This window comes from Mammaliicoccus lentus (assembly GCF_002902755.1).
Taxonomy (GTDB): domain Bacteria; phylum Bacillota; class Bacilli; order Staphylococcales; family Staphylococcaceae; genus Mammaliicoccus; species Mammaliicoccus lentus.
Genome location: NZ_PPRS01000006.1, coordinates 26,685 through 52,609, shown reverse-complemented (window position 1 = coordinate 52,609; position 25,925 = coordinate 26,685). Strand labels below are relative to the sequence as shown.

General features: G+C 31.0%; 22 protein-coding genes and 1 pseudogene. 21 read left to right on the top strand and 2 right to left on the bottom strand.

The features are described from left to right. Positions 1 to 5 precede the first annotated feature (5 nt). On the top strand, positions 6 to 2,165 hold the full coding sequence (locus tag CD135_RS03090) for a bifunctional glycosyltransferase/CDP-glycerol:glycerophosphate glycerophosphotransferase (RefSeq protein ID WP_103268801.1): 2,160 nt from the start codon (positions 6 to 8) through the stop codon (positions 2,163 to 2,165). A 137-nt stretch (positions 2,166 to 2,302) separates the two neighbouring features. On the opposite strand, the gene CD135_RS03085 is transcribed toward CD135_RS03090, so the two are convergent. After that, the gene (locus CD135_RS03085; protein ID WP_103268800.1) at positions 2,303 to 3,016 is read right to left on the bottom strand and encodes a c-type cytochrome; all 714 of its coding nucleotides are present in this window, start codon (positions 3,014 to 3,016) and stop codon (positions 2,303 to 2,305) included. A gap of 371 nt (positions 3,017 to 3,387) precedes the next feature. Between CD135_RS03085 and CD135_RS03080 the strand changes: the two genes are divergently transcribed. From CD135_RS03080 to CD135_RS03010, 15 genes and pseudogenes are all read left to right on the top strand, one after another. Beyond that, positions 3,388 to 4,581, top strand: a complete 1,194-nt coding sequence (locus tag CD135_RS03080) for an FtsW/RodA/SpoVE family cell cycle protein (RefSeq protein ID WP_174700881.1) — start codon at positions 3,388 to 3,390, stop codon at positions 4,579 to 4,581. Positions 4,582 to 4,592: 11 nt separating this feature from the next. Further along, positions 4,593 to 5,525 carry an LCP family protein gene (locus CD135_RS03075; RefSeq protein ID WP_017000142.1) on the top strand — a complete coding sequence of 311 codons (933 nt, stop codon included), beginning with the start codon at positions 4,593 to 4,595 and terminating at the stop codon, positions 5,523 to 5,525. 110 nt (positions 5,526 to 5,635) lie between these two features. After that, positions 5,636 to 6,124 (top strand): peptide deformylase, encoded by a 489-nt coding sequence (def, locus tag CD135_RS03070; RefSeq protein WP_017000140.1) that lies wholly within the window; start codon positions 5,636 to 5,638, stop codon positions 6,122 to 6,124. After that, a complete protein-coding gene (fmt, locus tag CD135_RS03065) occupies positions 6,117 to 7,049 on the top strand; it encodes a methionyl-tRNA formyltransferase (protein ID WP_103268799.1) in 933 nt (310 codons plus the stop codon). Before def ends, fmt begins: the two co-directional genes overlap by 8 nt. After that, positions 7,046 to 8,356 (top strand): 16S rRNA (cytosine(967)-C(5))-methyltransferase RsmB, encoded by a 1,311-nt coding sequence (rsmB, locus tag CD135_RS03060; RefSeq protein ID WP_174700880.1) that lies wholly within the window; start codon positions 7,046 to 7,048, stop codon positions 8,354 to 8,356. The genes fmt and rsmB overlap by 4 nt, the downstream gene beginning before the upstream one ends. A 1-nt stretch (position 8,357) precedes the next feature. Further along, positions 8,358 to 9,449 carry a dual-specificity RNA methyltransferase RlmN gene (gene rlmN, locus CD135_RS03055; protein ID WP_103268798.1) on the top strand — a complete coding sequence of 364 codons (1,092 nt, stop codon included), beginning with the start codon at positions 8,358 to 8,360 and terminating at the stop codon, positions 9,447 to 9,449. A 3-nt stretch (positions 9,450 to 9,452) separates the two neighbouring features. Next, a complete protein-coding gene (locus CD135_RS03050) occupies positions 9,453 to 10,199 on the top strand; it encodes a Stp1/IreP family PP2C-type Ser/Thr phosphatase (protein ID WP_103268797.1) in 747 nt (248 codons plus the stop codon). Beyond that, positions 10,196 to 12,187 (top strand): Stk1 family PASTA domain-containing Ser/Thr kinase, encoded by a 1,992-nt coding sequence (gene pknB, locus CD135_RS03045; protein WP_017000131.1) that lies wholly within the window; start codon positions 10,196 to 10,198, stop codon positions 12,185 to 12,187. Before CD135_RS03050 ends, pknB begins: the two co-directional genes overlap by 4 nt. Before the next feature lie 159 nt (positions 12,188 to 12,346). After that, positions 12,347 to 13,543, top strand: coding sequence for a S41 family peptidase (locus CD135_RS03040; RefSeq protein WP_258027582.1), 1,197 nt, complete (start codon positions 12,347 to 12,349; stop codon positions 13,541 to 13,543). A gap of 75 nt (positions 13,544 to 13,618) precedes the next feature. Next, positions 13,619 to 14,899: a cytochrome P450 gene (locus CD135_RS03035; protein ID WP_017000129.1), complete on the top strand. Its 1,281-nt coding sequence runs from the start codon at positions 13,619 to 13,621 to the stop codon at positions 14,897 to 14,899. A 155-nt stretch (positions 14,900 to 15,054) separates the two neighbouring features. Then, complete coding sequence (locus CD135_RS03030; RefSeq protein ID WP_017000128.1) at positions 15,055 to 15,735, top strand: response regulator transcription factor; 681 nt, start codon at positions 15,055 to 15,057, stop codon at positions 15,733 to 15,735. Beyond that, positions 15,725 to 17,107: a sensor histidine kinase gene (locus CD135_RS03025; RefSeq protein WP_103268795.1), complete on the top strand. Its 1,383-nt coding sequence runs from the start codon at positions 15,725 to 15,727 to the stop codon at positions 17,105 to 17,107. The genes CD135_RS03030 and CD135_RS03025 overlap by 11 nt, the downstream gene beginning before the upstream one ends. Before the next feature lie 40 nt (positions 17,108 to 17,147). Next, positions 17,148 to 18,024: pseudogene (gene rsgA, locus CD135_RS03020) on the top strand (ribosome small subunit-dependent GTPase A). Continuing rightward, on the top strand, positions 18,024 to 18,671 hold the full coding sequence (gene rpe / locus CD135_RS03015) for a ribulose-phosphate 3-epimerase (protein WP_017000125.1): 648 nt from the start codon (positions 18,024 to 18,026) through the stop codon (positions 18,669 to 18,671). The pseudogene rsgA and the gene rpe overlap by 1 nt, the downstream one beginning before the upstream one ends. Positions 18,672 to 18,673: 2 nt before the next feature. Beyond that, a complete protein-coding gene (locus tag CD135_RS03010) occupies positions 18,674 to 19,315 on the top strand; it encodes a thiamine diphosphokinase (protein WP_064211539.1) in 642 nt (213 codons plus the stop codon). Positions 19,316 to 19,369: 54 nt separating this feature from the next. On the opposite strand, the gene rpmB is transcribed toward CD135_RS03010, so the two are convergent. After that, positions 19,370 to 19,558, bottom strand: a complete 189-nt coding sequence (gene rpmB / locus CD135_RS03005) for a 50S ribosomal protein L28 (protein WP_017000124.1) — start codon at positions 19,556 to 19,558, stop codon at positions 19,370 to 19,372. A 311-nt stretch (positions 19,559 to 19,869) separates the two neighbouring features. On the opposite strand from rpmB, the gene CD135_RS03000 reads away from it, so the two are divergent. From CD135_RS03000 to recG, 5 genes are all read left to right on the top strand, one after another. Then, entirely contained in the window at positions 19,870 to 20,244 is a 375-nt protein-coding gene (locus CD135_RS03000; RefSeq protein WP_017000123.1) for an Asp23/Gls24 family envelope stress response protein, read from the top strand. A 15-nt stretch (positions 20,245 to 20,259) separates the two neighbouring features. Then, on the top strand, positions 20,260 to 21,909 hold the full coding sequence (gene fakA / locus CD135_RS02995; protein ID WP_103268794.1) for a fatty acid kinase catalytic subunit FakA: 1,650 nt from the start codon (positions 20,260 to 20,262) through the stop codon (positions 21,907 to 21,909). Positions 21,910 to 22,039: 130 nt separating this feature from the next. Next, positions 22,040 to 22,699, top strand: a complete 660-nt coding sequence (gene sdaAB / locus CD135_RS02990; protein ID WP_017000121.1) for an L-serine ammonia-lyase, iron-sulfur-dependent subunit beta — start codon at positions 22,040 to 22,042, stop codon at positions 22,697 to 22,699. A gap of 19 nt (positions 22,700 to 22,718) precedes the next feature. Further along, positions 22,719 to 23,591 carry an L-serine ammonia-lyase, iron-sulfur-dependent, subunit alpha gene (gene sdaAA, locus CD135_RS02985; RefSeq protein ID WP_064204051.1) on the top strand — a complete coding sequence of 291 codons (873 nt, stop codon included), beginning with the start codon at positions 22,719 to 22,721 and terminating at the stop codon, positions 23,589 to 23,591. A gap of 254 nt (positions 23,592 to 23,845) precedes the next feature. After that, positions 23,846 to 25,885 carry an ATP-dependent DNA helicase RecG gene (recG, locus tag CD135_RS02980; RefSeq protein ID WP_103268793.1) on the top strand — a complete coding sequence of 680 codons (2,040 nt, stop codon included), beginning with the start codon at positions 23,846 to 23,848 and terminating at the stop codon, positions 25,883 to 25,885. Positions 25,886 to 25,925 lie beyond the last annotated feature (40 nt).

Sequence of the window (25,925 nt, the reverse complement as noted above, 5' to 3'; positions counted from 1 at the left end):
AAACATTGAATAAATTAACAATTATTATTACTTATTATAATAATGAAGAACACATAAAAGATTGTATAAATAGTATAAAGAAACAAAGGAACCAAAATTTTGATTTAATCATCGTTGATGATGGATCCACAGATTTATCTACTAGAATATTAGAAGAAGAAATAAAAGGCTTTAATAAAAATATTAACTTGATAAAAAATGAAAACAATAAAGGGCATGCTTATGCAAGAAATATTGCTCTAGACAAGGTAGATACACAATATGTAATGTTTCTTGATGGTGATGATCAATTAGCTAGTTATTCAGTTGAATATTATCTTTCTAAAATAAATGGTACAGATGGTTTAATAGCTCCTATTCATAAATTTACTATTAATAGACCACAATATGTCAATAAAGATAAAGTTAGAGTAGAGTATCTTACACAAAAATCAAATCCAAATTCTTTTTTAAGAAAAAATTCAGCTTGTAATATTGTATTTAAAAATACAATTATTCAAGCACATAATATAAGGTTTAATGAAAGCTTGAAAATATATACTGATGCTTCATTTGTATTGGAGTATATCAACTACGCTGAAAGATTTGTGAGATTGTTTGATTTTCCATTTTATTATAGAGGAGAAGTGTACGACCCGTTTAATGGAAATACTTTAAGTGATCAAGATTTTATTTTAACTTTTGAAGATTACGTTAACAGTTTTCTAGATTCAATGAATAGAACAAATAATAAAAAAGTACAAAAATTCTTAATAAATAAAATGAAACAAAAGATAAAAAATGGTTTTGATCCATTATTAAAAGATATAGATTTAAGGTACAAAATTCTAGAAAAACCTTTAGTTAAAGCTGTTAAAGCTTTAAAATGGGATCTTCTTAAAGATGCAAAATTATTATATGACCTTGAAGTGCTATTTTTAACCATGAATTCTGTTGAAAATGCTAAATATATCAATAATTTAAGAGGTGTTTCTAGACACGTTAAAAATATAATACAGAATAATAAAATGAAAAATCGTTCTAAGTATCAACTAACAGATAAAGAGGACTGCGTTGATTCTAATACAATTGTCTTTGAATCTTTTGGTGGAAAAAACTATAGCGATAGTCCTAAATATATATATGAGTATATGCAAAAAAATTATCCTCAACTAAATTATATTTGGGTATTTTCTAATCCCGATCAAAATGTAATTATGGGAAATGCGATGAAAGTGAAGAAGGGCTCAAAAGAATACTATGAGGCCTATTCAAAAGCGAAATTCTGGGTAACTAATGCTCGTTTACCACTTTATTTAAATAAAAAAGAAAATCAAATATTCATTCAAACATGGCATGGTACTCCGTTAAAAAGATTAGCCAATGATATGAAAGTAGTTAGAATGCCTAATACAACTACAGCAAATTATAAAAAGAATTTTTACGAAGAAACTTCTAGGTGGGATTACTTAATTTCACCAAATCGATATTCAACGAATATTTTTAAAACTGCTTTTTGGATGAACGAAGAGAGAACTTGGGAGATTGGTTATCCACGAAATGATGTATTAGTTAATAGACAAAATGATACAGAATATATTAAACAAATTAAAAAAGATTTGAATTTACCTGAAGATAAAAAAGTGATTATGTATGCTCCAACATGGAGAGATGATGAATTCGTAAAAAAAGGACAATATTTATTTGATTTAAAAATTAACTTAGCTAATTTACAGGAAAAACTTGGCGATGAATATGTAATTTTATTAAGAATGCATTATTTAATTGCTAATTCATTAGATTTAAATGGATATGATGATTTTGCAATTGATGTATCAAATTATAGTGATGTTTCCGAGTTATATTTAATAACTGATGCTCTTATTACTGATTACTCGTCAGTAATGTTTGACTTTGGTATATTAAAACGTCCTCAATTCTTTTTCGCATATGATATAGAAAAATACGATAAAGGTTTAAGAGGCTTCTATATGGATTATATGAATGAATTGCCGGGTGAAATTATAACTGATGAATTTAAATTAGCAGAAGAATTAAAAAAATTAGATGAGCATAAATTAAAATATAAAAATAAGATTGAAAATTTTTATGAAAAGTTTTGTTCTATTGAAAAAGGCGAAGCATCAAAAATTGTAGGAGATTATATATTTGAACAATCGAAATAAATTTATACAATAATTACAATTTTACTTATATACAAGCAAAATATTATGAATAATATTATATTCATTTCATGAACATAAAAGCAATAAAAAAGCCCCTAACAAAGGGGCTTTTTTATTATATAGAATTATCAAATCAATTATTTAGAACTTACTTCTTCTAATTCCTGCCAATCATAATCATGATTTAATATTTGTTCCCTTTCTTTTTCAGAAATTTTATCGTCAGGTTCTCCACCTTTTGGATAAAATTTTTCTTTTGATTTATTTACAAACTCTGGTCTATCTTGCGTCAATATATAAGCAGTTATGTCTGAAGCTTCTTGTTTGCTCAACGTTCCTTCTTCACCAAAAGGCATATTATGATAAATGAAGTCATACATTTTTGAAAATCTACTCATACCTGCACCAGTATTAAATGAGTCTGGTCCCCATAACGATGGTCCTGTAAATGGGGCACTCGATGAACCATTGCCATGACAAGATAAACAATTATTTCTATCGAATGCCTCTTTTCCTTTATCTACATTAGGTTCAGGTATATTTTTTGCTTGTTCTATCTCTGGTGCTTCAGATTTTTTAATGTCTTCACTAATAAAATCTAAATAAGCTACCATTGCTTTCATTTCCTCACTATTTTCTTTGATAGGTTTCCCATTCATACTCCTAGCTAAACACCCATTAATTCGCTCTTTAAGTGAAACATCTCTACCTTCACGGTCTCTGTATTGTGGGTATTTTTTAGAGACACCTTCTAGAGAAAGAGCATTTCCATTTCCTCCTTGAGCATGACAACTCGTACAAGCTAATTTGTTTCCAACATGCTCAGGCATTTTAGAGTTGGTATAAATCATTAATTCTTCCCCTTTACGTAATAACTTTCCTTTTTCAGTGTCAGGGTCAGTCGTCCGAACTGGTTTTACTGAACTTTCTTTTTCTGATTTTTTTCGTCGTTAGAACATGCAGTAATTAAGATCAAAACAAATAAAATTAAAGTTCCAAATATAATTTTATTATATTTAATTTAACCTCCTCCTTAATTGTATGCAATTTTAGTATACAATACAGAGTGCAATAATTTAACTAAAATGTATTTTTACATTTTGAAATAATTTTATTTATTTCAATATATATTTGTTGAATAAAACAATAATGATATTTAGGTTATCCTAAAATATGTTTGACTAACATAATAAAAAAAGTTACGATTGTTTGAGAATGTGGGGTGTATAAAATTAGATTTAAAAATTATAATAAAATAAATAAAAATGTGGATAAAAGTATTTTATTTTGTTATTTAATATTGGGGATTATAGGAATTATATTTATTTACAGCGCAAGTATGGTTCCTGCACGAATGGGTTCATTAACAAATGGAAATATAATTAATAGTAATCATTTTATGGTCAGGCAATCTATATTTTTATTTGTAGGTACTTTAATTGTTCTATTTATTGCTTATTTTGTGGACATTGATGCTTTAAAAGCGAAAGCATTTCAACAATTTATTATTATCGGTGTCATCATTTTACTTATTATTACCTTGATTTTAGGAAGTGAAATTAATGGTTCTAAAAATTGGCTTAATTTAGGTTTTTTCAGCATACAATCTTCAGAATTTCTAAAGTTAGCCTCTATCATATATCTTTCATACATAATCGATAAAAAAATGTCCCAAGCAAGGATATATAACATTAAAACTTTATTACCCCCATTGTTTATGCTAGGTTTTGGTTTAGTTTTAATCTTAGTTCAAGGTGATTTAGGCGGCACAATATTAAATATTGGTATTATATTGTTTATTTTAATGTATTCAGATATAAAAAATATTGTAAAAATTCAATTATTCAGTTCGATTTCATTGCCATTTGTAATCTATTTAATTTACACATTAATATTTGATACAAAAAATACATACAGATTGAATCGAATTAAAGTAATCATGGAACCATTTAAATATGAAAATGGTGAAGGTTATCAATTATCTAATTCTTTATTAGCAATTGGTAATGGCGGCGTTACTGGTCAAGGTATGGGGAACGGCATTATGAAATTAGGTTATTTACCTGAACCACACACAGATTTTATATTTTCAGTTTTAGCTGAAGAAGCAGGTTTAATAGGGGTTATCGCAGTTATAGCATTATATATGTATATAACATTTAAAGGAATTATATACGCTAATACGACTAAAAATAATTACTACAAAATAATTTGTATAGGTGTAGTTAGTTATTTATTTTTACAAGTATTCATTAATTTAGCTGGAATATCAGGAATAATACCTTTAACAGGTGTTACACTTCCTTTATTAAGTTATGGAGGTTCTTCTCTTTTAAGTATCAGTGTTGCTTTCGGGCTATTACTCGCTACTACTAAAAAGATAAATATGGAAAAAGATTTAGAAACTGATAAATAGGGAGCGAAAACATGAAATTAACAAGAAAAGGTAAAATTGTCATAGCATTGTTTATCATCTTGGTTATAGGATCAACAATAACGATTTATGTAAAATCAAGACTGAACCAATTCAATGTTAATGTTCAAGAAAAGATAGGCACTAAAGAAGAACAAAAAGAATCCGTAGATAAAATTAAAAATAAAAAACCTTTATCAATTGCAATTTTTGGTGTTGATACTGATGAAAAAAGAGACGAAGAAAATATAGGGCAAAGAACTGATTCGATGTTGATTGCATCAGTTAATCCTAAAGAAGAAACTACAAAGCTTTTAACATTACCTAGAGATACAAACGTTTATATTAATGATATAGATAGAAACGAAAAAATAGCACATGCCTATGCATATGGAGGCGCTAAGACAGCAATAGATACAATCAAGAATAATTTTGACATACCAATAGATGGTTATATAACAATTGATATGGATGGGTTCGAAGAAATTATAGACATTATTGATGGTATAGAAGTTACAAGCAATGCTTCATTTTCTTTTAATGGGTCAACATTTAAAGAAGGAAAGAAAACCAATCTTAACGGCAAACAAGCACTTGATTATGTTAGAAGTAGGAAACAAGAGGGTGCTGGTGGAGATGAAGGTAGAACAGCGAGGCAAAGACAAGTTATTGAAGCTGTGTCACAAAAAGTGACGAAAAGTAAAAATGTTATAACATTAAATAAAATTTTAAAAGCAAGCGAAAAAAATGTTAAGTCGAATTATTCGGCAGGAGATTTTAAAAATTTATATGAAAGCTATAAAAAAGGTGCAAATCATATTGATAAATTGTCATTAGATGGAATGAATCAAATAGAAGATGATGGTATATGGTATTTTGAACCTGACGATCAATCTAAGAAAACTATAATAGAAGAATATAAAACCAATTTACAAATAGATACATAATGGTATTTGTATAAAGTGTTTTTAAAATTTTAAAAAGGCAGTTATAGCTGTCTTTTTTATTTGTTTTAAGTTATAATTATACGATGAGTTTTTATAAAGGAGCGATAGATATGGCTGTAAAACCACTTGTTACTGCCCCCAATCCAATTTTAAATAGAGAAGTTAAAGATGTCGTAAATTTTGATGAATCAATAAAGCAATTAATTGCTGATTTAGAAGATACAATGTTTGATAATGATGGTGTTGGAATTGCCGCGCCACAAATTGGTGTTGATTTAAAAGTTGCGCTTGTTGATATGGAGCAAGATGGTATTTTGCAGCTTATAAACCCAACTATTTTAACACAATCTGAAAAAACTGAAACAGATGTAGAAGGTTGTCTCAGCGTTCCGGGTGTTTATGGCGAGGTTGAAAGAAGTGTCATGATTACTGTTAAGAGTAAAGATTTAAATGGTAATGATGTAGAATTAACTGCATATGATGATATTGCGAGAATTATTTTACACGAGATTGATCATTTATATGGTGAGTTGTTTACAGATAAAATGACGAGAGAAGTTAGTGAAGAAGAGTTAGAGGAGATGTATAAGGATGAGTAAAATTGTTTTTATGGGTACGCCTGATTTTTCTACAGATGTGTTAGAGATGCTTATTCAAGAGTATGATGTAATTGCAGTTGTAACACAACCAGATCGTCCTGTTGGCAGAAAGAAGATACTAACACCACCGCCAGTTAAAAAGGTAGCATTAGAACATAATATACCTGTATATCAACCTGAAAAACTAAATAATTCTTCTAAATTAGAAGAAATCATTAACTTAAAACCTGATTTAATCGTGACAGCTGCATTTGGCCAATTATTACCTAAATCTTTGCTTAATGCGCCAAAACATAAAGCAATCAATGTGCATGCTTCATTGTTACCTAAATATAGAGGTGGCGCGCCAATTCATTATGCTGTAATGAATGGAGAGAAAAAAACAGGGATTACGATTATGTACATGGCAGAAAAATTAGATGCAGGAAATATTATTAGTCAAGACGAAGTTGAAATACTTGAAAATGACACAGTAGGAGAAGTTCACGATAAACTAGCAACACTTGGGACAGAATTGTTGAAGAAAACTTTACCTACTATTTTTAATGGTACTAATGATAGCATTGTTCAAGACGACAGTTTAGCTACATTTGCATCGAATATTTCTAGAGAAGACGAACGAATTGATTGGACTAAAGATGCTCAAACAATTCACAATCACATTCGTGGATTATCACCTTGGCCGGTTGCTTATACGACTATGGACGGTAAAAACTTAAAGCTGTGGCGTAGTGAAATCGTTGAGAATGTCAAAGGTGAACCAGGTGAAATCATTGAAACGACTAAAGATGCAATTATTGTTGCGACTGGTTCCGAAGATGGCGTTGCTTTAACTGAAATACAATTAGCAGGTAAAAAACGTGTAAAAACACGTGATTATATAAGCGGATTACAATCCAAAATTGATGGGACAAAATTAATATGATGAATAATAATGTAAGATATGTTGCTTTAACGATATTAGACGACGTACTAACAGGTGAAGCATACAGTAATCTACAGCTTAATGAAGCAATTAAAAATGAAGCTGTATCAAAAAAAGATATAGGCTTATTAACTGAGCTTGTATATGGAACAATACAAAGAAAAATCACTTTGGAATATTTAATAGAGCCTTTTATACAAACTAAATTAAAAGGTTGGATGAAACGTTTATTAATCATGAGCGCATATCAATATGTTTATTTAGATAAAGTGCCAGATCATGCAATTATTAACGAAGCCGTAAACATAGCAAAAAATCGTGGTGACCTGCATAATAGTAAAGCTATAAACGCTATACTTAGAAGTTTCATGGCAGCACCTTTGAGAACATTTGATGAAATTAAACATGATGACAAAAGGTTATCAGTTGAAGCTAGTGTGCCTCTATGGTTAACAAAACATTGGATTACTCATTTTGGTTACGAAAAAACAAAAGAAATGTGTTTATTAAGTTTAACGCCTCCTGATACAACGGTAAGAGTGAATACGACAAGAATTACAGTTTCAGAAGCTATTGAAAGATTGGAAAGTAACGGTTATACTGTCGAATTAGATAAAGATATTGAACGTTGTTTGCACATTAAAGGTGAACCAATAGTGAACGATCGATTATTTAAAGACGGACTTCTTTCAGTTCAAGATAAAAGTTCAATGTTCGTAGCTGAAATAATGAATGTTAAAGAAGGTAGTACTGTATTAGATGCTTGTAGTGCACCTGGAGGAAAAACGTGTCATATAGCTGAAATGCTTAACCAAACTGGTCAAGTTGATGCTTATGATATTCATCCACATAAAATCGATTTGATTGATTTTAATGTTAAAAAGTTAAGACTTAAAAATGTAAATACTGATGTTCATGACGCTACGCAACCATTTAATCAAACTTATGATTATATTTTAGTTGATGCGCCATGTAGTGGGTTTGGGGTAATGAGAAGAAAACCTGAAATCAAATATGAAAAAACATCAAAAGATGTAGAAGCATTATGGCATTTACAATTGGAAATTTTAGAAAATGCAAGTAAATCTTTAGCACCTGGTGGAGAACTTGTTTATTCAACATGTACGATTGAACAAATGGAAAATGAAAACGTTGTTTATTCGTTTTTAAAAGCTAATAAAGACTTTGAATTCTCGACTTTTATAGACCCAAGAACCAATCAAGAAACGAAAACGTTACAATTACTCCCTCAAGATTATAATTCTGATGGATTCTTTATTACTAAAGTGAAAAGAAAGGAAAGATAATATGCCCGCGATACAGAAAAAGCGTAATAAATTTATGCCTAACTTTGAAAGACCTTCAATATATTCTTTACAGTTGGGAGAATTGGAAGATTGGTTAGTAGAACAATCAGAACCAAAATTTAGAGCAAAACAAATTTTTGATTGGCTGTATGTAAAAAGAATAAATTCTTTTAGCGAAATGACAAATTTATCAAAAGAATTAAGAGAAAAATTAGCTCATTCATTTGAAATCACTACATTAGAAGTAGCAGTTAAACAAGAAAGTAAAGATGGCACGATAAAATTTTTATTTGAACTTCAAGATGGGTACACAATTGAAACAGTTTTAATGAGACATGAGTATGGTAATTCCGTTTGTGTAACGACTCAAGTAGGTTGTCGTATCGGTTGTACATTCTGTGCATCATCTATAGGTGGATTAAAACGTAACTTAGAAGCGGGAGAAATTGTATCTCAAGTTCTAACAGTACAAAAAGCACTTGATGAAACTGATGAGAGAGTAAGCCAAGTTGTTATTATGGGTATTGGTGAACCATTTGAGAACTATGATGAAATGATGGGCTTCTTAAAAATTATTAACCATGACAAAGGTTTAAATATTGGTGCGCGTCACATTACAGTTTCAACTTCAGGTATCATTCCAAAAATTTACGATTTCGCAAATGAATCATTACAAATTAACTTTGCTTTAAGTTTACATGCTGCTGATAATGAAACACGTTCAAGATTAATGCCAATTAACAGAGCATATGATTTAGATAAATTAATGGAAGCTATTGAATATTACGTAGAAAAAACTAATCGTCGTATAACATTTGAATATGGTTTATTTGGAGGCGTGAATGACCAAGTTCATCATGCGAGACAACTAGCAGAAATGATTAAACATTTAAATTGCCATGTGAATTTAATTCCAGTAAATCATGTACCAGAGCGCGACTATGTTAAAACAACAAAAGAAGATATCTTTAAATTCGAAAATGAATTAAAAAGAAGAGGTATCAATACTACAATTAGACGTAACCAAGGTGCAGACATTGATGCTGCATGCGGACAATTAAGAGCAAAAGAGCGAAAAGAAGAAACGAGGTAACAAATCATGGAAGCACGTTTTTTTACAGATGTCGGTCAATTTCGGGAACAAAATGAAGATGCAGGTGGAATCTATGTAAACCAGACTGGTCAAGAATTACTTGTAATTTGTGATGGAATGGGAGGCCACGCTGCAGGAGAAGTTGCAAGTCAATTTGTGAATGATTCACTTAAAGAAAGATTCGAAAATGAAAATTATATTGAATTTGAACAAGCTGAAGCATGGTTGAAATCGAACTTATCAGAAATCAATAGACATTTATATAACGAATCGATGAGCCACGATGCATATAGAGGCATGGGAACTACATGTGTTTGTGTATTAATTTACGAAAAAGATGTCGTAGTGGCAAATATTGGTGATTCACGTGCTTACTTGATTAATAATCGAGAAATGATGCAATTAACAGATGATCATACATTTGTTAATCATCTTGTTTCGATTGGAGAAATAACAAAAGAAGAAGCATTTACTCATCCACAAAAAAATATTATTACTAAAGTTATGGGTACAGATAAACGTGTTATCGCCGATGTATTTTATTTTAATACTAAATTCTACGATTATTTATTATTAAATTCAGACGGTTTAACAGATTATTTACATGAAAATGATGTTCAAGAAATTATCATGTCTCATGAAGGAACAGTTGATGAAATAGGTAAAGATTTGATAGACGTTACCATTAACGCCGAAGGGAAAGATAATATTTCACTTATATTATGTCCATTCGAAGGTGGAAAAATATGATAGGTCGCATAATCGCCGGTCGCTATGAGTTTGTGAAGTATTTAGGTGGCGGTGGTATGAGCAATGTTTATTTAGCAAAAGATAATATATTAGATCGTAAAGTTGCAGTAAAGGTTATCAATATACCGCCTTATGAAAAAGAAAAAACTGTCGAACGTTTCGAAAGAGAAGTTCAAAACACAACAATCTTAAGCCACAATAATATTGTGAACGTCTTAGATGTTGAAGAAGATGATAATTGTTACTATTTAGTAATGGAATATATAGAAGGACCAACTTTGAAAGAATATTTAATTAAAGAAGGTCGATTATCTGCTGAAGAAGCGATTGAAATGACGCTTCAAATATTAAAGGGTATTGCTCATGCACATCATCACCGAATTATCCATCGCGATATAAAACCACAAAATATTTTAATGACTCAACATGGCACTTTAAAAATATTAGATTTTGGAATTGCTAGAGCTTTAAGTGAAACAGCATTAACTGAAACCAACCATGTAATGGGATCGGTACAATATTTGTCTCCTGAACAAGCTAAAGGTCAATCTACAGATGAATCTTCAGATATATACTCAATCGGTATTGTACTTTATGAATTACTAACTGGTCATCCACCTTTTAGTGGAGAAACGCCAGTTAGTGTGGCAATTAAACATATTCAAGAAGAAATACCATCTGTGAAAGAAGAACGACCATCTATCCCACAAAGCGTTGAAAATGTAATAATGAAAGCAACTCAAAAGGAAAAAGCTTTAAGATATCGAGATACAGACGAAATGTATTTTGATTTACAGACAGCTTTGGATGATGAAAGAAAAGATGAAACGCCAAGATATAATACAAATTCTGAGACAAAGACGATACCAGTTGTTAAATCAGAAAGTTCCAATGAACATACAAAAGCTGTACCTGTTGCTTCGGCGTCTAACAGTCAGACTAATTCAGCTCAAAACAATGAAAGTAGTAAACCAAAACGTAAAAAGAGCAAATGGTTGATTATATTTGTTCCGATTTTATTAGTGTTCATGCTTTTAGGCGCTATTGGTTTTGCTTTGACTGCTCCTAAGTATGAAGATGTACCAAATTTACTTGGTAAATCTAGAGGTGAAGCAATGGCGCTAATAGATGAAAAAGGTCTGAGAAAAGGCAAAATTACAGAAGATTTCAGTAATAATTTCAAAGAAGGCGAAGTAATGAAAGTTTCGCCAAAAGTAGGAACAAGAGTTAAAGAAATGACTAAAGTTGATTTAGTGATTTCTAAAGGTATAGAAACTTTTACAGTCGAAGACTATATTGGGAAATCCAGTGAAGAAATTAAAGAAAAACTAGAGAAAAGCGGTTTTGATTCTGTAAGAATAAAAGAGGAATATGATAGTGCTACTGAAGGGTCTATAATTAATCAAAGTATTGAGCCAGGCAGTAAAGTTGTGCCTAAAGATACCACGATTATTTTAACTAAATCTATTGGTGTTGAACAAGCTTTTGTAAAAGATTATACAGGTGAAAATATAGATACTGCTAAATCTGAATTAGAGGATTTAGGATTTAAAGTAGAAACTAAAGAAGTAGATTCTAAAAAGTCAAAAGACACTATCGTTAAACAGTCATATAAAAATGTACAATTACCTGTAGATTCAACAATATACTTTAATATATCTAATGGTAAAAAAGAAAAATCGGATTCAGATGAAGAAAATTCAAAAGATGAAGACAAAGATGATGAAGATAGTTTAAGTGATAAAACGTATAATCAAACAGTTTATATACCTTTTACAGGTTCTGATAGTAAAAAAGGTCAAAAAGTAGAAATATTTATTAAAGATAAATCACATAAAATAAAAGATGCTACTGAAACTTTCACTATTAAAAAAGATACAACCAAAACTTTAAATTTCGTAATACCTGAAGATGAATCAGCAGAGTATCGTGTTGTAGTAGACGGCAAAGAAATAGAAAGTAACGAGATTGATTATGATGATTTCTAAAACATTTAAATTTTAAAATGTCCAAGACATTTATAAGTAGTAAAAGTTCTGTTATTAAGGATTTTTACTACTTTTTTATTAGGGGGAATTAACGAATTTAAAAAATAATTGATTTCAGCAGTTGTTATTAGTAAAATTTAGAAAACGGTTATGAGGTGAATGAAAATGTTGCCATATGTATCAATATTTGAATATATTCATAAACAAGTTGAACATAATATAAATACACAAGAATCTATACTTGAAGTATATAAAGAGTATAAAAATATAGTGAACTCACCTCATCTAACAGATAAAGTGTTTATCGAAGTGATTAATAATTATTTCTATGATGCAAACATAAAGTATAGTAGCTTAACAGCCTTAAAAGAACAAAAGCAACAAGTTGGATTTAAAGTAAGAGCTACTAAAGATGCTTTAATTGTCATTGAAGTAACGGATGACCTGAGATTTGTAGTAGGTGATGAAATTACAGCTCTTTCAGGAGATGGAATTGAATATTGTCGAAAAAGATATCATCGTATTTTAGGTGAGGAACCTTATCATCGTGAAGATTGGCATCATATTTTAACATTGCAAAATGATGTTGATATAAATAGAAGTCATCAATCTTACCATTTCGAATTAAAAAAGTATATATTCAAAGAAGAGGCACAAATTCGAATTTATGAAAGAGATGAAATTCCAATTGTAAATATTAAAGGTAATATTTCATTTGAACAAACAATTGATGCATTATATCAATTATCAAAAATTAAAAGTTCTCGAATCATATTTGACGTAAGAAATGCGAATTTCGACAGATTAAGCATCGCTGAATTTTTAATACCATATTTTTATGAGGTTGGCTTACGCTCGCAAGTTGGAACTAATGAAGCGCAAGTTGAAACTACAATTGAAAAACATACAAATTTATTTATAAGAAAACTTGAAAAGCTGTATAAAGAGTCTGAAGAAATGAATGAACAAGCTTTTTATCAAAATATTATCGATCAAACAGAAGGAAATTGGCAATATTTTGATGATAATCAAATTGAATTCACAGGACTAAGTCGCTTTGAAGATATAACAATTATAATAGACAAAGATACAGAGATGGCTGCAGAATGGTTTGTTCAAAAAGTTCAAAATTCAAACATAGTTAACGTAATTGGTAGACCTACAAAAGGTGATTTATCATATATGGATTTGGTTGAGGAGAAGATAGACCAACGTTTTCTATTAAGCTATCCTGTTTATAATCTAAAAAGAAAAAATTATGATTCAATGGTCTATCCAAATGAGCTCATTGAATGGTCAAAAAGACACGCATTATATGATTACGATATTAAATTTGCTATTAATAATAGATGTTAATTGATTATTTCGTCAGAAAATGAAATAATATGAAAGTATATGAAATTTACAATAATTTAGGGGGCAATCATATTTATGGGTAAGAATATACCAAGAGAACGAGGTCTTGATAATACTATTACAGTATTGAAAGAAGCGTACGAATATGTACCAAATAGACTTGAAAAACATAACACAAATATTTTTGAATTAAGAGCATTAGGTGGACGTAGAACTGTCGTAATAAGTGGTAAAGAAGCTGCTGAATTATTCTATAATAATGATTTAATTGAAAGACAAGGAACACTACCTAAACGTATTGTAAATACTTTGTTTGGTAAAGGTGCTATACATACTACTGGCGGCAAAAAACATATTGATCGTAAAGCACTATTTATGTCTTTAATGACTGAAGAGAACTTAGAGTATTTAAGAGAACTAACACGTAATCATTGGTTCATGAATACTGAGCGTATGGAAAGAATGGACGAAGTGAATGTTTATAAAGAATCGATCTTAATGCTAACAAAAATTGGCTTTAGATGGGCTGGTATTATTGCTTCTCCTGAAGAAATCGAACAATGTGCAGCAGATATGGATACAATGATTGATTCATTTAAAAATATCGGCACAGTATTTAAAGGATATAGAGAAGCTAAACAAGCAAGAGATCGTGTAGAGACTTTCCTTGAAAATCAAATTATTGCTGTTCGTGAAGGTAAAATAAACCCACCACAAGGTACAGCATTATACGAATTTAGTCATTGGGAAGATTTCGAAGGTAACTTAATGGATTCTAGATTATGTTCTATTGATTTAATGAACGTTGTTCGTCCATTAGTTGCGATTAACCGTTTTGTAAGCTTTGGTGTAAAAGCTTTCCATGATTATCCTGGTGAAGCAGAACGCGTCTTTAATAATGAAGATGACTACGCTTATAAATTTATCCAAGAAGTTAGAAGATTCTATCCATTCGTACCTTATTTACCAGGTAAAGCTGCGGTAGATATTGATTTTGAAGGTTATACAATCGAAAAAGATACTTTCTTAGTATTAGATATTTACGGTACATTACACAGAGAAGGTCTATGGGAAAATCCTGAAAGATTCTATCCTAACCGCTTTAACGATTGGGACGGTAGTCCATTCGACTTAATTCCGCAAGGTGGCGGAGATTATTACACAAATCACCGTTGTGCTGGTGAATGGATGACAATAATTATAATGGAAGAAACAATGAAATATTTCGCTCAAAATATTTCTTACGATGTTAAAAAAGATCAAGATACGTCTGTTAATTTAAATAAATTACCTGGTCGTGTTGTTGACGGAATGATTATCACAAATGTTAACGCACTAGTTAACCGTAACGTATAAAATGAAAGTGATTTTATAAATGATAATGTATATGAGGCTGAGACATTTATTTTATGTCCTAGCCTCATATTTTTTCATAAATTAAATAGAAAAATAAGGTATTATGAGAATTTTTTATTCAATTTTTGGTATGATAGGAAGTAAGAGGTGATAGCTTGGTTAACTGTTTAGTTGTAGATGATGATCGATTTATTTTGAATGATTTAAAAAGAGAAATAGAGCGTGAAAATATACATGTTATTACGAGTTTAAATGGAGAAGAAGCTTTAGATGTTGTAGAGCATCAACATATAGATATTGCTGTTGTCGATATTATGATGCCAGGTATTGATGGGTTTGAACTTTGTAAAATGCTAAAAGACAGCTTTGATGTACCAGTCATTATGTTAACTGCTCGGGATGAACTTAGTGATAAAGAAAATGCATTTTTAGCTGGTACGGACGATTACGTTACTAAACCATTTGAAATGAAAGAATTAATTTTTAGAATTAAAGCTGTTCTTAGAAGGTTTCAAATTAATACTTCTAACGAATTGAAAATAGGCAATACTACAGTTAATTCTATCGATATGGAAATAACCATTAATCAAAAATCAATGCTACTACCCAAAAAGGAATTTACACTATTAGATTATTTAATGAGAAATAAAGATAAAGTGTTACAAAGAGAACGCATTATAGAAGTTGTTTGGGGATTAGATTTCGAAGGTGATGAAAGAACGTTAGATGTTCATGTTAAACGTTTAAGAAAAAGACTTGAAAAATTAAATAGCGACGTGCTTATTAAAACTGTAAGAGGTGTTGGTTATAAGGTGGTGCTAGAAGGTGAAGTTTAAATCATTAGCTCAGCGTATCACCATTTATACGATTGTAGTAATGATAATAAGTTCTGTTCTAGGATTCGTTTTAACCAATATTTATTATCATATAGATTTGAAAAATAAAAACGACCAAAAAGTCATGCAAACTTTAAAAAAAGTACAAAAATATATTGATGATGATGAAGGTGTATCTTTGGATACATATTTAAATCACGTCAGTGATTTGCATTATCAAGCCATTCTATATGATGAAAAACAAAAAGCTACTTACTATGGTGATTCATTTAGGAAATTTAATTTAGACAAAGGTGAAGTTACGAAAGTTTTAGATGGTAAAGATTATCATGGAATAAAACAAAGACCATTTAATATTTTTATAACAGGCTTCTTTGATAATGAAACGAGGAATACAGTAGGTCTTAAAATCAATCATAATGGAGAACATTATGCCTTATTCATGAGACCAAGCGTAGGGACGATGTTAGGTGAATTTAGAGTATTCTTAGCGATATTACTTGTTTTATTAATTATAATTTCACTCATACTAGTTATGTTCTCTAGCTATTCGTTAACAACGCCAATTAGAAGGTTGATGCGAACAACTAAAGCTATAGGTAAGGGTAATTTTGATGTTGATATTAAAGTAACTCGTGATGATGAAATTGGAGTACTTCAACAAAGATTTATAAGGATGAGAGATGAATTAAAACAACTAGATACAATGCGTCAGTCTTTCGTTCAAAATGTATCCCATGAAATTAAATCACCATTACAATCAATTTTAAGCTTACTAAGAGAACTTGAACATGAAGAAAACGCAAATAAGAGAACTCAAATTATTGAAGATATTTATAGCAGAGCTTATAGATTGAGTAATTTGACGAAGCAACTGTTATTGTTATCTGAATTAGATAACAGTGAACATTTAACTTTTGATGATGATATAGAGCTAGATAAGTTATTAAAAGACATAGTGAGAAATTTAAATTATTTTATTGATGAAAAAGATATGTCAGTTATGTTTGATTTAGAAGAAATAAATATTAAAGGGAACTCTAAGTTGTTATATCAAGCATTTTATAATATTTTAAACAATGCTATTAAATATTCACCAGAATTTAGTATGATTCAAATTAAATTATTTTATGATGAAAACAAAACGTATGTTTCTATCATCGATGAAGGTTTCGGCATGTCACCAGAACAACTATCACAAATAAAAGATAGATTTTATAAAGGTGATCAATCACATAATATCCATGCAGACAGCAATGGTTTGGGATTATCTATAGTAGAATCTATTATTCAATATCATGATGCAGATATCGATATAAAAAGTGAGATTGATGAAGGAACTGAAGTCGTGGTATCGTTTAAGAAACCATAAACTTATAGTTAGCTATAATAAAAAATAGGTAGGTGTTAAATTGAAAACAGGTCGTATAATAAAATCGATTAGCGGCGATTATTCGGTTCAAACTGAAGATGGAGTTTATATAACAAAAGCTAGAGGTTTATTTCGTAAAAAGAAAACATCACCAACAGTTGGGGATATTGTTGATTTTCAAGTAGAGAATGAAACCGGTGGCTATATTCAACATATTCATGAAAGAGAGAATATATTACTAAGACCTCCTGTGTCGAACATTAATAAAGTAATTGTAGTGATGAGCGCAGTAGAACCAGAACTGAGTCAACAGCTTTTGGACCGTTTTTTAGTCGTAGTTCATTCATATAATATTTCACCAGTCATATGTGTCACAAAAAAAAGACTTGGCTACTGATGAACAAAGCGCACAGATTAAACAGTTGTTAAATGAATATAAAATGATTGGCTATGAAACAATTTTTGTCGGTAATGACGATGATTTGTCATTAACAATCAAACCGCTCATAAAAGGTATTATCGTCTTAAGTGGTCAGTCAGGTGTAGGAAAGTCATCTATGATGAATCGATTATTTGAAGACTTAAATATTGAAACAAACAAGATTTCTAAAGCATTAAATAGAGGAAAACATACTACTAGACATGTCGAACTTTTTGAAATGGAAGATGGATTTTTGGCTGATACTCCAGGGTTTAGTGCGTTGGATTTTTCTCATATTGAAAAGGAAGATTTAACAAATTATTTTCCTGAATTTGAAGAAGTAAAATCAGAATGTAAATTTAGAAATTGTACACATATTAACGAACCAAAGTGCGCAGTTAAAACTTTAATCGAAGAAAGAGAATTTTATAAAACGAGATATAATCATTATGTAGCGTTATTCGAAGAAATACAAAATAGAAAGGTAAGATATTAATGGTCAAAATAGCACCGTCACTATTAGCATGTGATTTTTCAATTTTAAAAGAAGAAGTAGATAAAGTTCGTGAAAGTGGAGCAGATATATTACATTTTGACGTGATGGATGGACAATTTGTTCCTAACATTTCAATAGGGTTACCAATACTAGAATCATTAAGAAAAATAACTGATATGACGATTGATACACACTTAATGATTGAAGATCCAGAACAAATGATTGATTTATTCTGTGAAGCTGGTAGTGACATGGTTTCAGTTCATTATGAAGCAACACCGCATATCCATAGAGCTATACAACAAATAAAGTCACATGATAAATTAGCTGGAGTCGTTATCAACCCAGGAACGCCTGTGCAGTTAATAGCTCAAATATTACAAGATGTTGATTTTGTATTAATCATGACAGTTAATCCTGGGTTTGGTGGCCAATCATTCATAGAAACAACTTTAGATAAAATAGAATGGTTAAATGAGTACAGACAAGAACACGGTTTAAACTTTGAAATAGAGGTCGATGGTGGTATCAACGAAACCACAAGTGCTCAATGCATAGATAAGGGCGCTGATATATTAGTAGCAGGATCTTATTATTTTAAACATGATGATTATAAGCAACCTGTACTTAAATTAAAGGGTGATTAACTTTGAAAGTAAAATTATTATGTAGCGTAAGAAATATTCCATCTAATCTATTTGATGATAAAAATGTAGACTGGATCGGTGTAGATAGAGGCACTTTAGAGTTGGTTAACAATCAAATCAAGCCTGTATCAGCAGTTGGGGATTTTGATTCTGTTAATGAACAAGAGTTAGAACAAATAAGGAAAGCTATAGATGTTTACCCCGTCAAGAAAGAAAAAGATGATACAGATTTAGCGTTAGCAGTAAATTTAGCGGTTGATATGGGATATACTGAAATAGAAATTTATGGCGCAACAGGTGGCAGATTAGATCACTATATGGGCGCGGTTCAAATTTTAACAAAACCAGAATTTTTAAAGCAAGATTTTAAAATTTCACTTATTGATCAACAAAATCATATAAGTGTTTTAAAACCTGGGAAACACGAAATATTTAGAGTAGAAGATATGACTTATGTATCATTTGTACCTTTAAATACAGGTATTAGAATTAAATTGGATGAATTGAAATATGAATTGCCGTTTACAACACTAGATCAAGGTTCTACGTTAACCATTAGCAATGAGTTTAAAGAGGGATTGGAACGAGGTTTCGTACAAGTTGAGTTAGGAAATGTATTAATTATTCAAAGTAAAGACATATAAAAAAAGAGAACCTTCCACACAAAGGTTCTCTTTACTATATGTGACTTATATTCATTAAACGCGTGTAACTTTACCTGATTTAAGAGCACGAGCAGAAACCCATACACGTTTAGGTTTACCGTCAACTAAAATTCTAACTTTTTGTAAGTTAGCGTTCCAACGACGTTTGTTAGCATTTAATGCGTGAGAACGATGGTTACCCGTTCTAGCTTTACGACCTGTTACGAAACATTCTTTAGCCATAAATATCCTCCTTTAATGAAATATAAATACACATTTATTTACGTTTACACACTTTAATAATATAACACGCGTATTATGCCATTTCAATATCTAATTTACAAAAATAAGAAAAAATATCAACAAATTTCGCTAAAAGTATTTTAAAGTTGAGTTTATTTGTTATAATTATATCTTGTGAAAACGTTGCTTACGTAAAAACAATAAAATGATGAATTCTTGCGATTTGAATGTTATTTTAAGTATAATTAAAAAGAACATAAATAATGAAAATAAATACGTATATATTCTAGATTATTAGGAGGGACGAAATCATGACTTTAGAAATTACAAATGAGTATGGCAGTATCGATATATCAAATGATGTTATTGCAACATTAGCAGGCGGAGCTGCTGTAGAATGTTATGGTATTGTTGGAATGGCAAGTAAGCATCAAGTAAGAGATGGAATTGCTGAGATTTTAGGGCGAGATAATTACTCTAAAGGCGTTATCGTATCTCAAAATGAAGGTGTGCTTGACGTTGATATGTATATAATTGTGAGTTATGGAACTAAAATTTCAGAAATAGCAAACAATGTTCAATCTGCTGTTAAATATACTTTGGAGCAATCATTAAAATTAAAAGTCAACGCAGTAAACATATATATCCAAGGTGTTCGTGTGATTAATGATGATGAGGAAGCATAGGGAGGCAATTAGAGTATGAAAAAGATTGACGGCAAATTGTTTGCTGATATGATCGTTCAAGGATCAGATAGTTTATCAAACAATGCAGATTTTGTAGATTCTTTAAACGTATTTCCAGTTCCAGATGGTGATACAGGTACAAACATGAATTTATCTATGTCATCGGGCGCAGGTGAAGTGAAAACCCAAAACAGCGCACATATAGGAGAAGTAGGAAAAGTTTTCTCTAAAGGTTTATTGATGGGAGCGCGAGGAAACTCAGGCGTAATATTATCCCAGTTATTTAGAGGTTTTTCTAAATCAATTGAAAATGAAAATGAAATAGATGCTATACAATTTGCTAAAGCGTTCCAAGCAGGTGTTAATACAGCGTATAAAGCTGTTATGAAACCTGTTGAGGGTACAATACTAACAGTAGCAAGAGAAGCTGGTGAGGCTGCAGTAAAATCGGCTGAGACAACAGACGATATTATTACTGTAATGGAAGCGGTTATTGAATCAGGTCAAGTAGCACTAGATAATACACCAAACCAACTACCTGTACTTAAAGAAGTAGGTGTTGTCGATAGTGGTGGACAAGGTTTGATGTTTGTTTATGAAGGATTCCTTGCTACTTTAAAAGGAGAAAAAATAGCTCCAAACAGAGAAAAAGTAGATACTGACGAATTTATAAATGATGATCATGATTTTGGCGGCATTATCGATACAGAAGATATTGTTTATGGTTACTGTACAGAAATTATGGTGCGATTCGATAAAGATAAAAAACCATTTGATGAAGAACAATTTAGACAAGATATGAGTGAATTTGGTGATTCATTATTAGTTATTTCTGATGATGAAATTGTTAAAGTCCATGTACACTCAGAAACGCCTGGTGAAGTGTTAACTTACGGTAGCCAATATGGTGAACTTATTAAAATGAAAATTGAAAACATGCGCGAACAACACAGAGAAGTGTTAAGAAAAAGTGCAGATAAAAAAATAAAACAAGAAAAACAAGAAGAAATTGACACTGCAGTGATTACAATTTCAATGGGTGACGGTATCACTAAATTATTTAAATCGCTTGGTGCAACTCATGTAATTAGCGGTGGACAAACTATGAATCCATCGACTGAAGACATTGTAAAAGTAGTAAAAGAATCTGGTTGTAAGAAAGCAATTATTCTACCAAATAATAAAAATATCATTATGGCAGCTGAACAAGTTGAACAATTAGTTGATATTCCAGTAGCTGTCGTTACATCTAAGACTGTATCACAAGGTTTATCAGCAATGTTAAACTTCAATTTAGAGCAGTCTATAGAAGAAAACAAAGCACAAATGGAAGATGCAATGCAATTCGTTAAATCTGGATCTGTTACTTATGCGGTAAGAGATACGAATATTGATGGTATCACAATCAAAAAAGGCGAATTCATGGGAATTAATGAAGGTAAAATTAAAGTAAGTGATTCTGATCATGTAGCCGTTAGTCAAAAGTTAATTGATGATATGCTAGATGAAGATAGTGAGATTTTAACAATCATTAAAGGTGAAGATGCAACTGACGAAGAAGTGAGTAAACTAGAAAGTTATGTTGAAGAAAACTATGAAGATGTTGAAATTGAAGTACATCAAGGTGATCAACCTATTTATTCATTCTTATTCTCAGTTGAATAATTAAAAGCAATGAAGAACAACAATGTTAATAATTTGACGTTGTTGTTTTTTCTGTTTTAAAACGCTTACAAAATTTAGTGAAGTTGTTATAATGGTATGGTGAAATCAAAAGAGAAATGAGTGATAATTGATGAAATATACAAGTGTCTTTGACATTATAGGTCCTGTTATGGTTGGACCATCATCATCTCATACTGCTGGGGCAGTTAGAATCGGCTTAATAGCTAGAGGGCTTTTTAATGGGAAGCCGAAGCATGTAGATATATATTTATATGGTTCTTTTATGGAAACTTATAAAGGACATGGAACAGATGTCGCACTTGTGGGTGGTCTTTTAGGGTACGATACAGACGATGATAGAATTAAAACAAGTCTAAAAGATGCAGAACAACAAGGTATTGAGGTTAATTTTATAGAGATGTTCGAAGAAAGATCGCATCCTAACACTGCGATTATTAGTATGCGTAATGAAGAATTAGAAATTTCAGTAGAAGGTATTTCTATAGGTGGCGGTAAAGTTGAAATTGTTGCCATCAATGGATTTAAGATAGCAATCAGTGGTAATTATCCAGCGTTACTTGTCTTTCATAAAGATACTTTTGGGACAATTGGGAAAGTTACAAATGTCTTTGGTGAATATCGAATTAATGTTGGTAGTATGCAAGTAGCTCGTAAAGAAAAAGGTGAACTCGCTTTAATGACTTGTGAATTGGACGATGATATACCACAAGAAGTATTAAACAAAATACAAGAAATTGACGGCGTACAAACTGTGTCATTAATGGGGTAAGTTAAAAAGGAGGGTTATAATGTTTCAAAGTGTAAAAGAACTTATAGAAATATGTGAAAAAGAAAATAAAAAAATATACGAAGTTATGATCGAACAAGAAATAAGCGTAACAAAGCTCTCCAAAGAAGAAGTGTATAAAAATATGGAACGCAACCTTGATACAATGGAGAAAGCTATAGAGCGTGGTATTAATGGTGTGACTTCCACTACAGGATTAACTGGTATGGATGCTGTATTATTACAAGATTATTTAGAAAGCGGTAAATCACTTTCTGGAGACTTAATGATAGATGCTGTAAGTAAAGCAGTCGCGACTAATGAAGTAAATGCAGCGATGGGTAAAATATGTGCAACGCCAACAGCAGGGTCTGCTGGTGTAGCGCCCGGCGTATTGTTTGCATTAAAAAAACGCCTGAATCCATCACGAGAAGATATGATTCATTTTCTATTCACAACAGGAGCATTTGGTTTTGTTGTTGCTAATAATGCTTCAATTTCTGGTGCTGCAGGCGGTTGTCAAGCTGAAGTTGGATCTGCAGCAGCAATGAGTGCAGCAGCTACAGTTGAAATGGCTGGAGGTACACCACAACAGTCTGCTGAAGCATTTGCGATCAGCCTGAAAAACATGCTTGGATTAGTATGTGATCCAGTAGCCGGTCTTGTAGAAGTACCATGTGTTAAACGTAATGCTGCTGGTGCTTCAAATGCTATTATTTCAGCTGATATGGCATTAGCAGGTGTAACGTCACGAATACCTACAGATGAAGTAATCGAAGCTATGTACAAAATAGGGCAAACAATGCCTTCAGCGCTTCGAGAAACAGGTAGAGGTGGCTTAGCAGGTACACCAACAGGTGAAAGATTGAAACAAGAAATCTTCGGAAATTCATAAACAATAAAAGTGCTATGTGAAAGGATTACAATCCTAATTTCATAGTAAAGATCCTAATCCGTTGTTTTTAGATAACGGCTTAGGAGCTTTTATTTATATCTTCGGTATTGAAAGTATATGTTTATGTAGGTGCTTTTTATGTACATATTATTTCAGGGAAACTACTATTATCTTGTCTCATGACTTTCTTAACAATTGGTTTAATAAATATAAATGTTCTATAATAGTAGTATTAATTAATTTAGGTGATAAAAATGAAAAAGCAACATCTGATATATACTAATCACAAACTACAAGAATTAAAAGGTGTTGGCCCGAAAAGTCTTCAATTATTGAATGAGTTAAATATTCATACATTAGAAGATTTAGTTTTATATTTACCGACACGTTATGAAGATGAATCTGTTATTAATTTAAATGAAGCATCAGATGGTGATGTCGTGACGGTTACAGGAGAAGTTTATTCATCTCCAACAGTAGCTTTTTTTGGTAGAAATCGTTCGAAACTCACATGTCATATGATGATAAATAATATTGCAGTAAAAGTGACTTTCTTTAATCAACCATATTTGAAAAAACGTTTAGTAATGGGCGAAACTGTAACTGTAAAAGGAAAATGGGAGCATAAAAAGCAGATTATTACTGGACAGAAAGTAATGGCCGAAAGACAAGAAGGTGGCAATACATTAACGCCAATATATCGTTTGAAAGAAGGACTAAAGCAAAAGCAACTTAATAAATATATTGAACAAGCATTAAGTTTAGTAGATATTGACGAATGGTTATCAGAAGATTTAATTAGTAAATATAAATTGATGTCTTTAAAAGATGTTATTCCAATTTTACATAGACCAATAGAGTTTGATTATTTAAAAATGGCGCGTCGAACTTTTGCTTTTAATGAGCTATTTTTATTCCAACTTAAAATGAAGTGGTTAAGTAAGCTTGAAAAAGAAGCAAACAAAATTGAAGGTTTAAATTATAATGTTCAAGATGTTAAAGAATTTATAGATACGTTGCCATTTGAATTAACAGATGCTCAAAAGAGTAGCGTGAACGAGATTTTCAGAGATTTAAAAGCACCTATAAAGATGCACAGACTTTTACAAGGTGATGTTGGTTCAGGAAAAACAGTTGTGGCTGCTATTGCTATTTATGCAATGTTTAATGCGAATAAGCAAAGTGCATTAATGGTACCTACAGAAATTTTGGCAGAACAACATGCTATTAGTTTAGACGAGTTATTTGGAGGTCGTTTGAACGTGGCTTTATTAACCAGTTCGGTAAAAGGTAAAAAAAGAAAGCTTTTACTTGAACAATTAAGAGCTGGACAAGTAGATATATTAGTAGGTACACATGCTCTTATACAAGATGATGTGGAATTTAATGATATTGGTTTAGTTATTATTGATGAACAACATAGATTTGGTGTGAATCAACGTAAAAAGTTGAGAGAAAAAGGTGCAGATACAAATGTATTATTTATGACTGCGACACCCATCCCTAGAACGTTATCTATATCAGCTTTTGGAGAAATGGACGTCTCCTCTATTAAACAAATGCCCAAAGGTCGTAAGAAAATCATCACTTCGTGGGCAAAACACGATGAAATCGATAGTGTGTTAAATCAGCTTAATAGTGAGATAGTTAAAGGTAGACAAGCTTATGTAATATGTCCACTCATTGAAGAGAGCGAAGCATTAGATGTCCAAAATGTTACCGCTATATATGAACAACTACAATTGAAGTTTGGATCTGAAAAAGTTGGTTTACTCCACGGTAAAATGACATCGGATGAAAAAGACCATATTATGAATCGATTTAGCAATAATGAAATTGCTATTTTAGTTTCTACAACTGTGGTTGAAGTAGGTGTTAACGTTCCAAATGCTACGTTCATGATAATATATGATGCTGATAGATTTGGATTATCGACACTACATCAATTAAGAGGAAGAGTAGGAAGAAGTAATCATCAAAGTTACTGTACACTTGTTGCTTCACCAAAAACTGAAAGTGGTGTTGAACGAATGCATATTATGACAGAATCTACAGATGGTTTCTATTTATCTGAAAGGGATTTAGAAATGCGTGGCCCTGGTGATTTCTTTGGTGTTAAACAAAGTGGTTTACCAGACTTTAGAGTAGCAAATATAGTGGAAGACTATAGAATGCTTGAAGTAGCGAGAGATGAAGCAAGTGAATTGGTTCAATCGGGTGAGTTTTTCAAACCTAAATATGATAAATTGAGACTGTTAGTACAAGAAACAATGGAAGAGCAAAATTTCGATTGACAAGAGAAAGCCGATTGTATAAATTTAAATTACCATTATT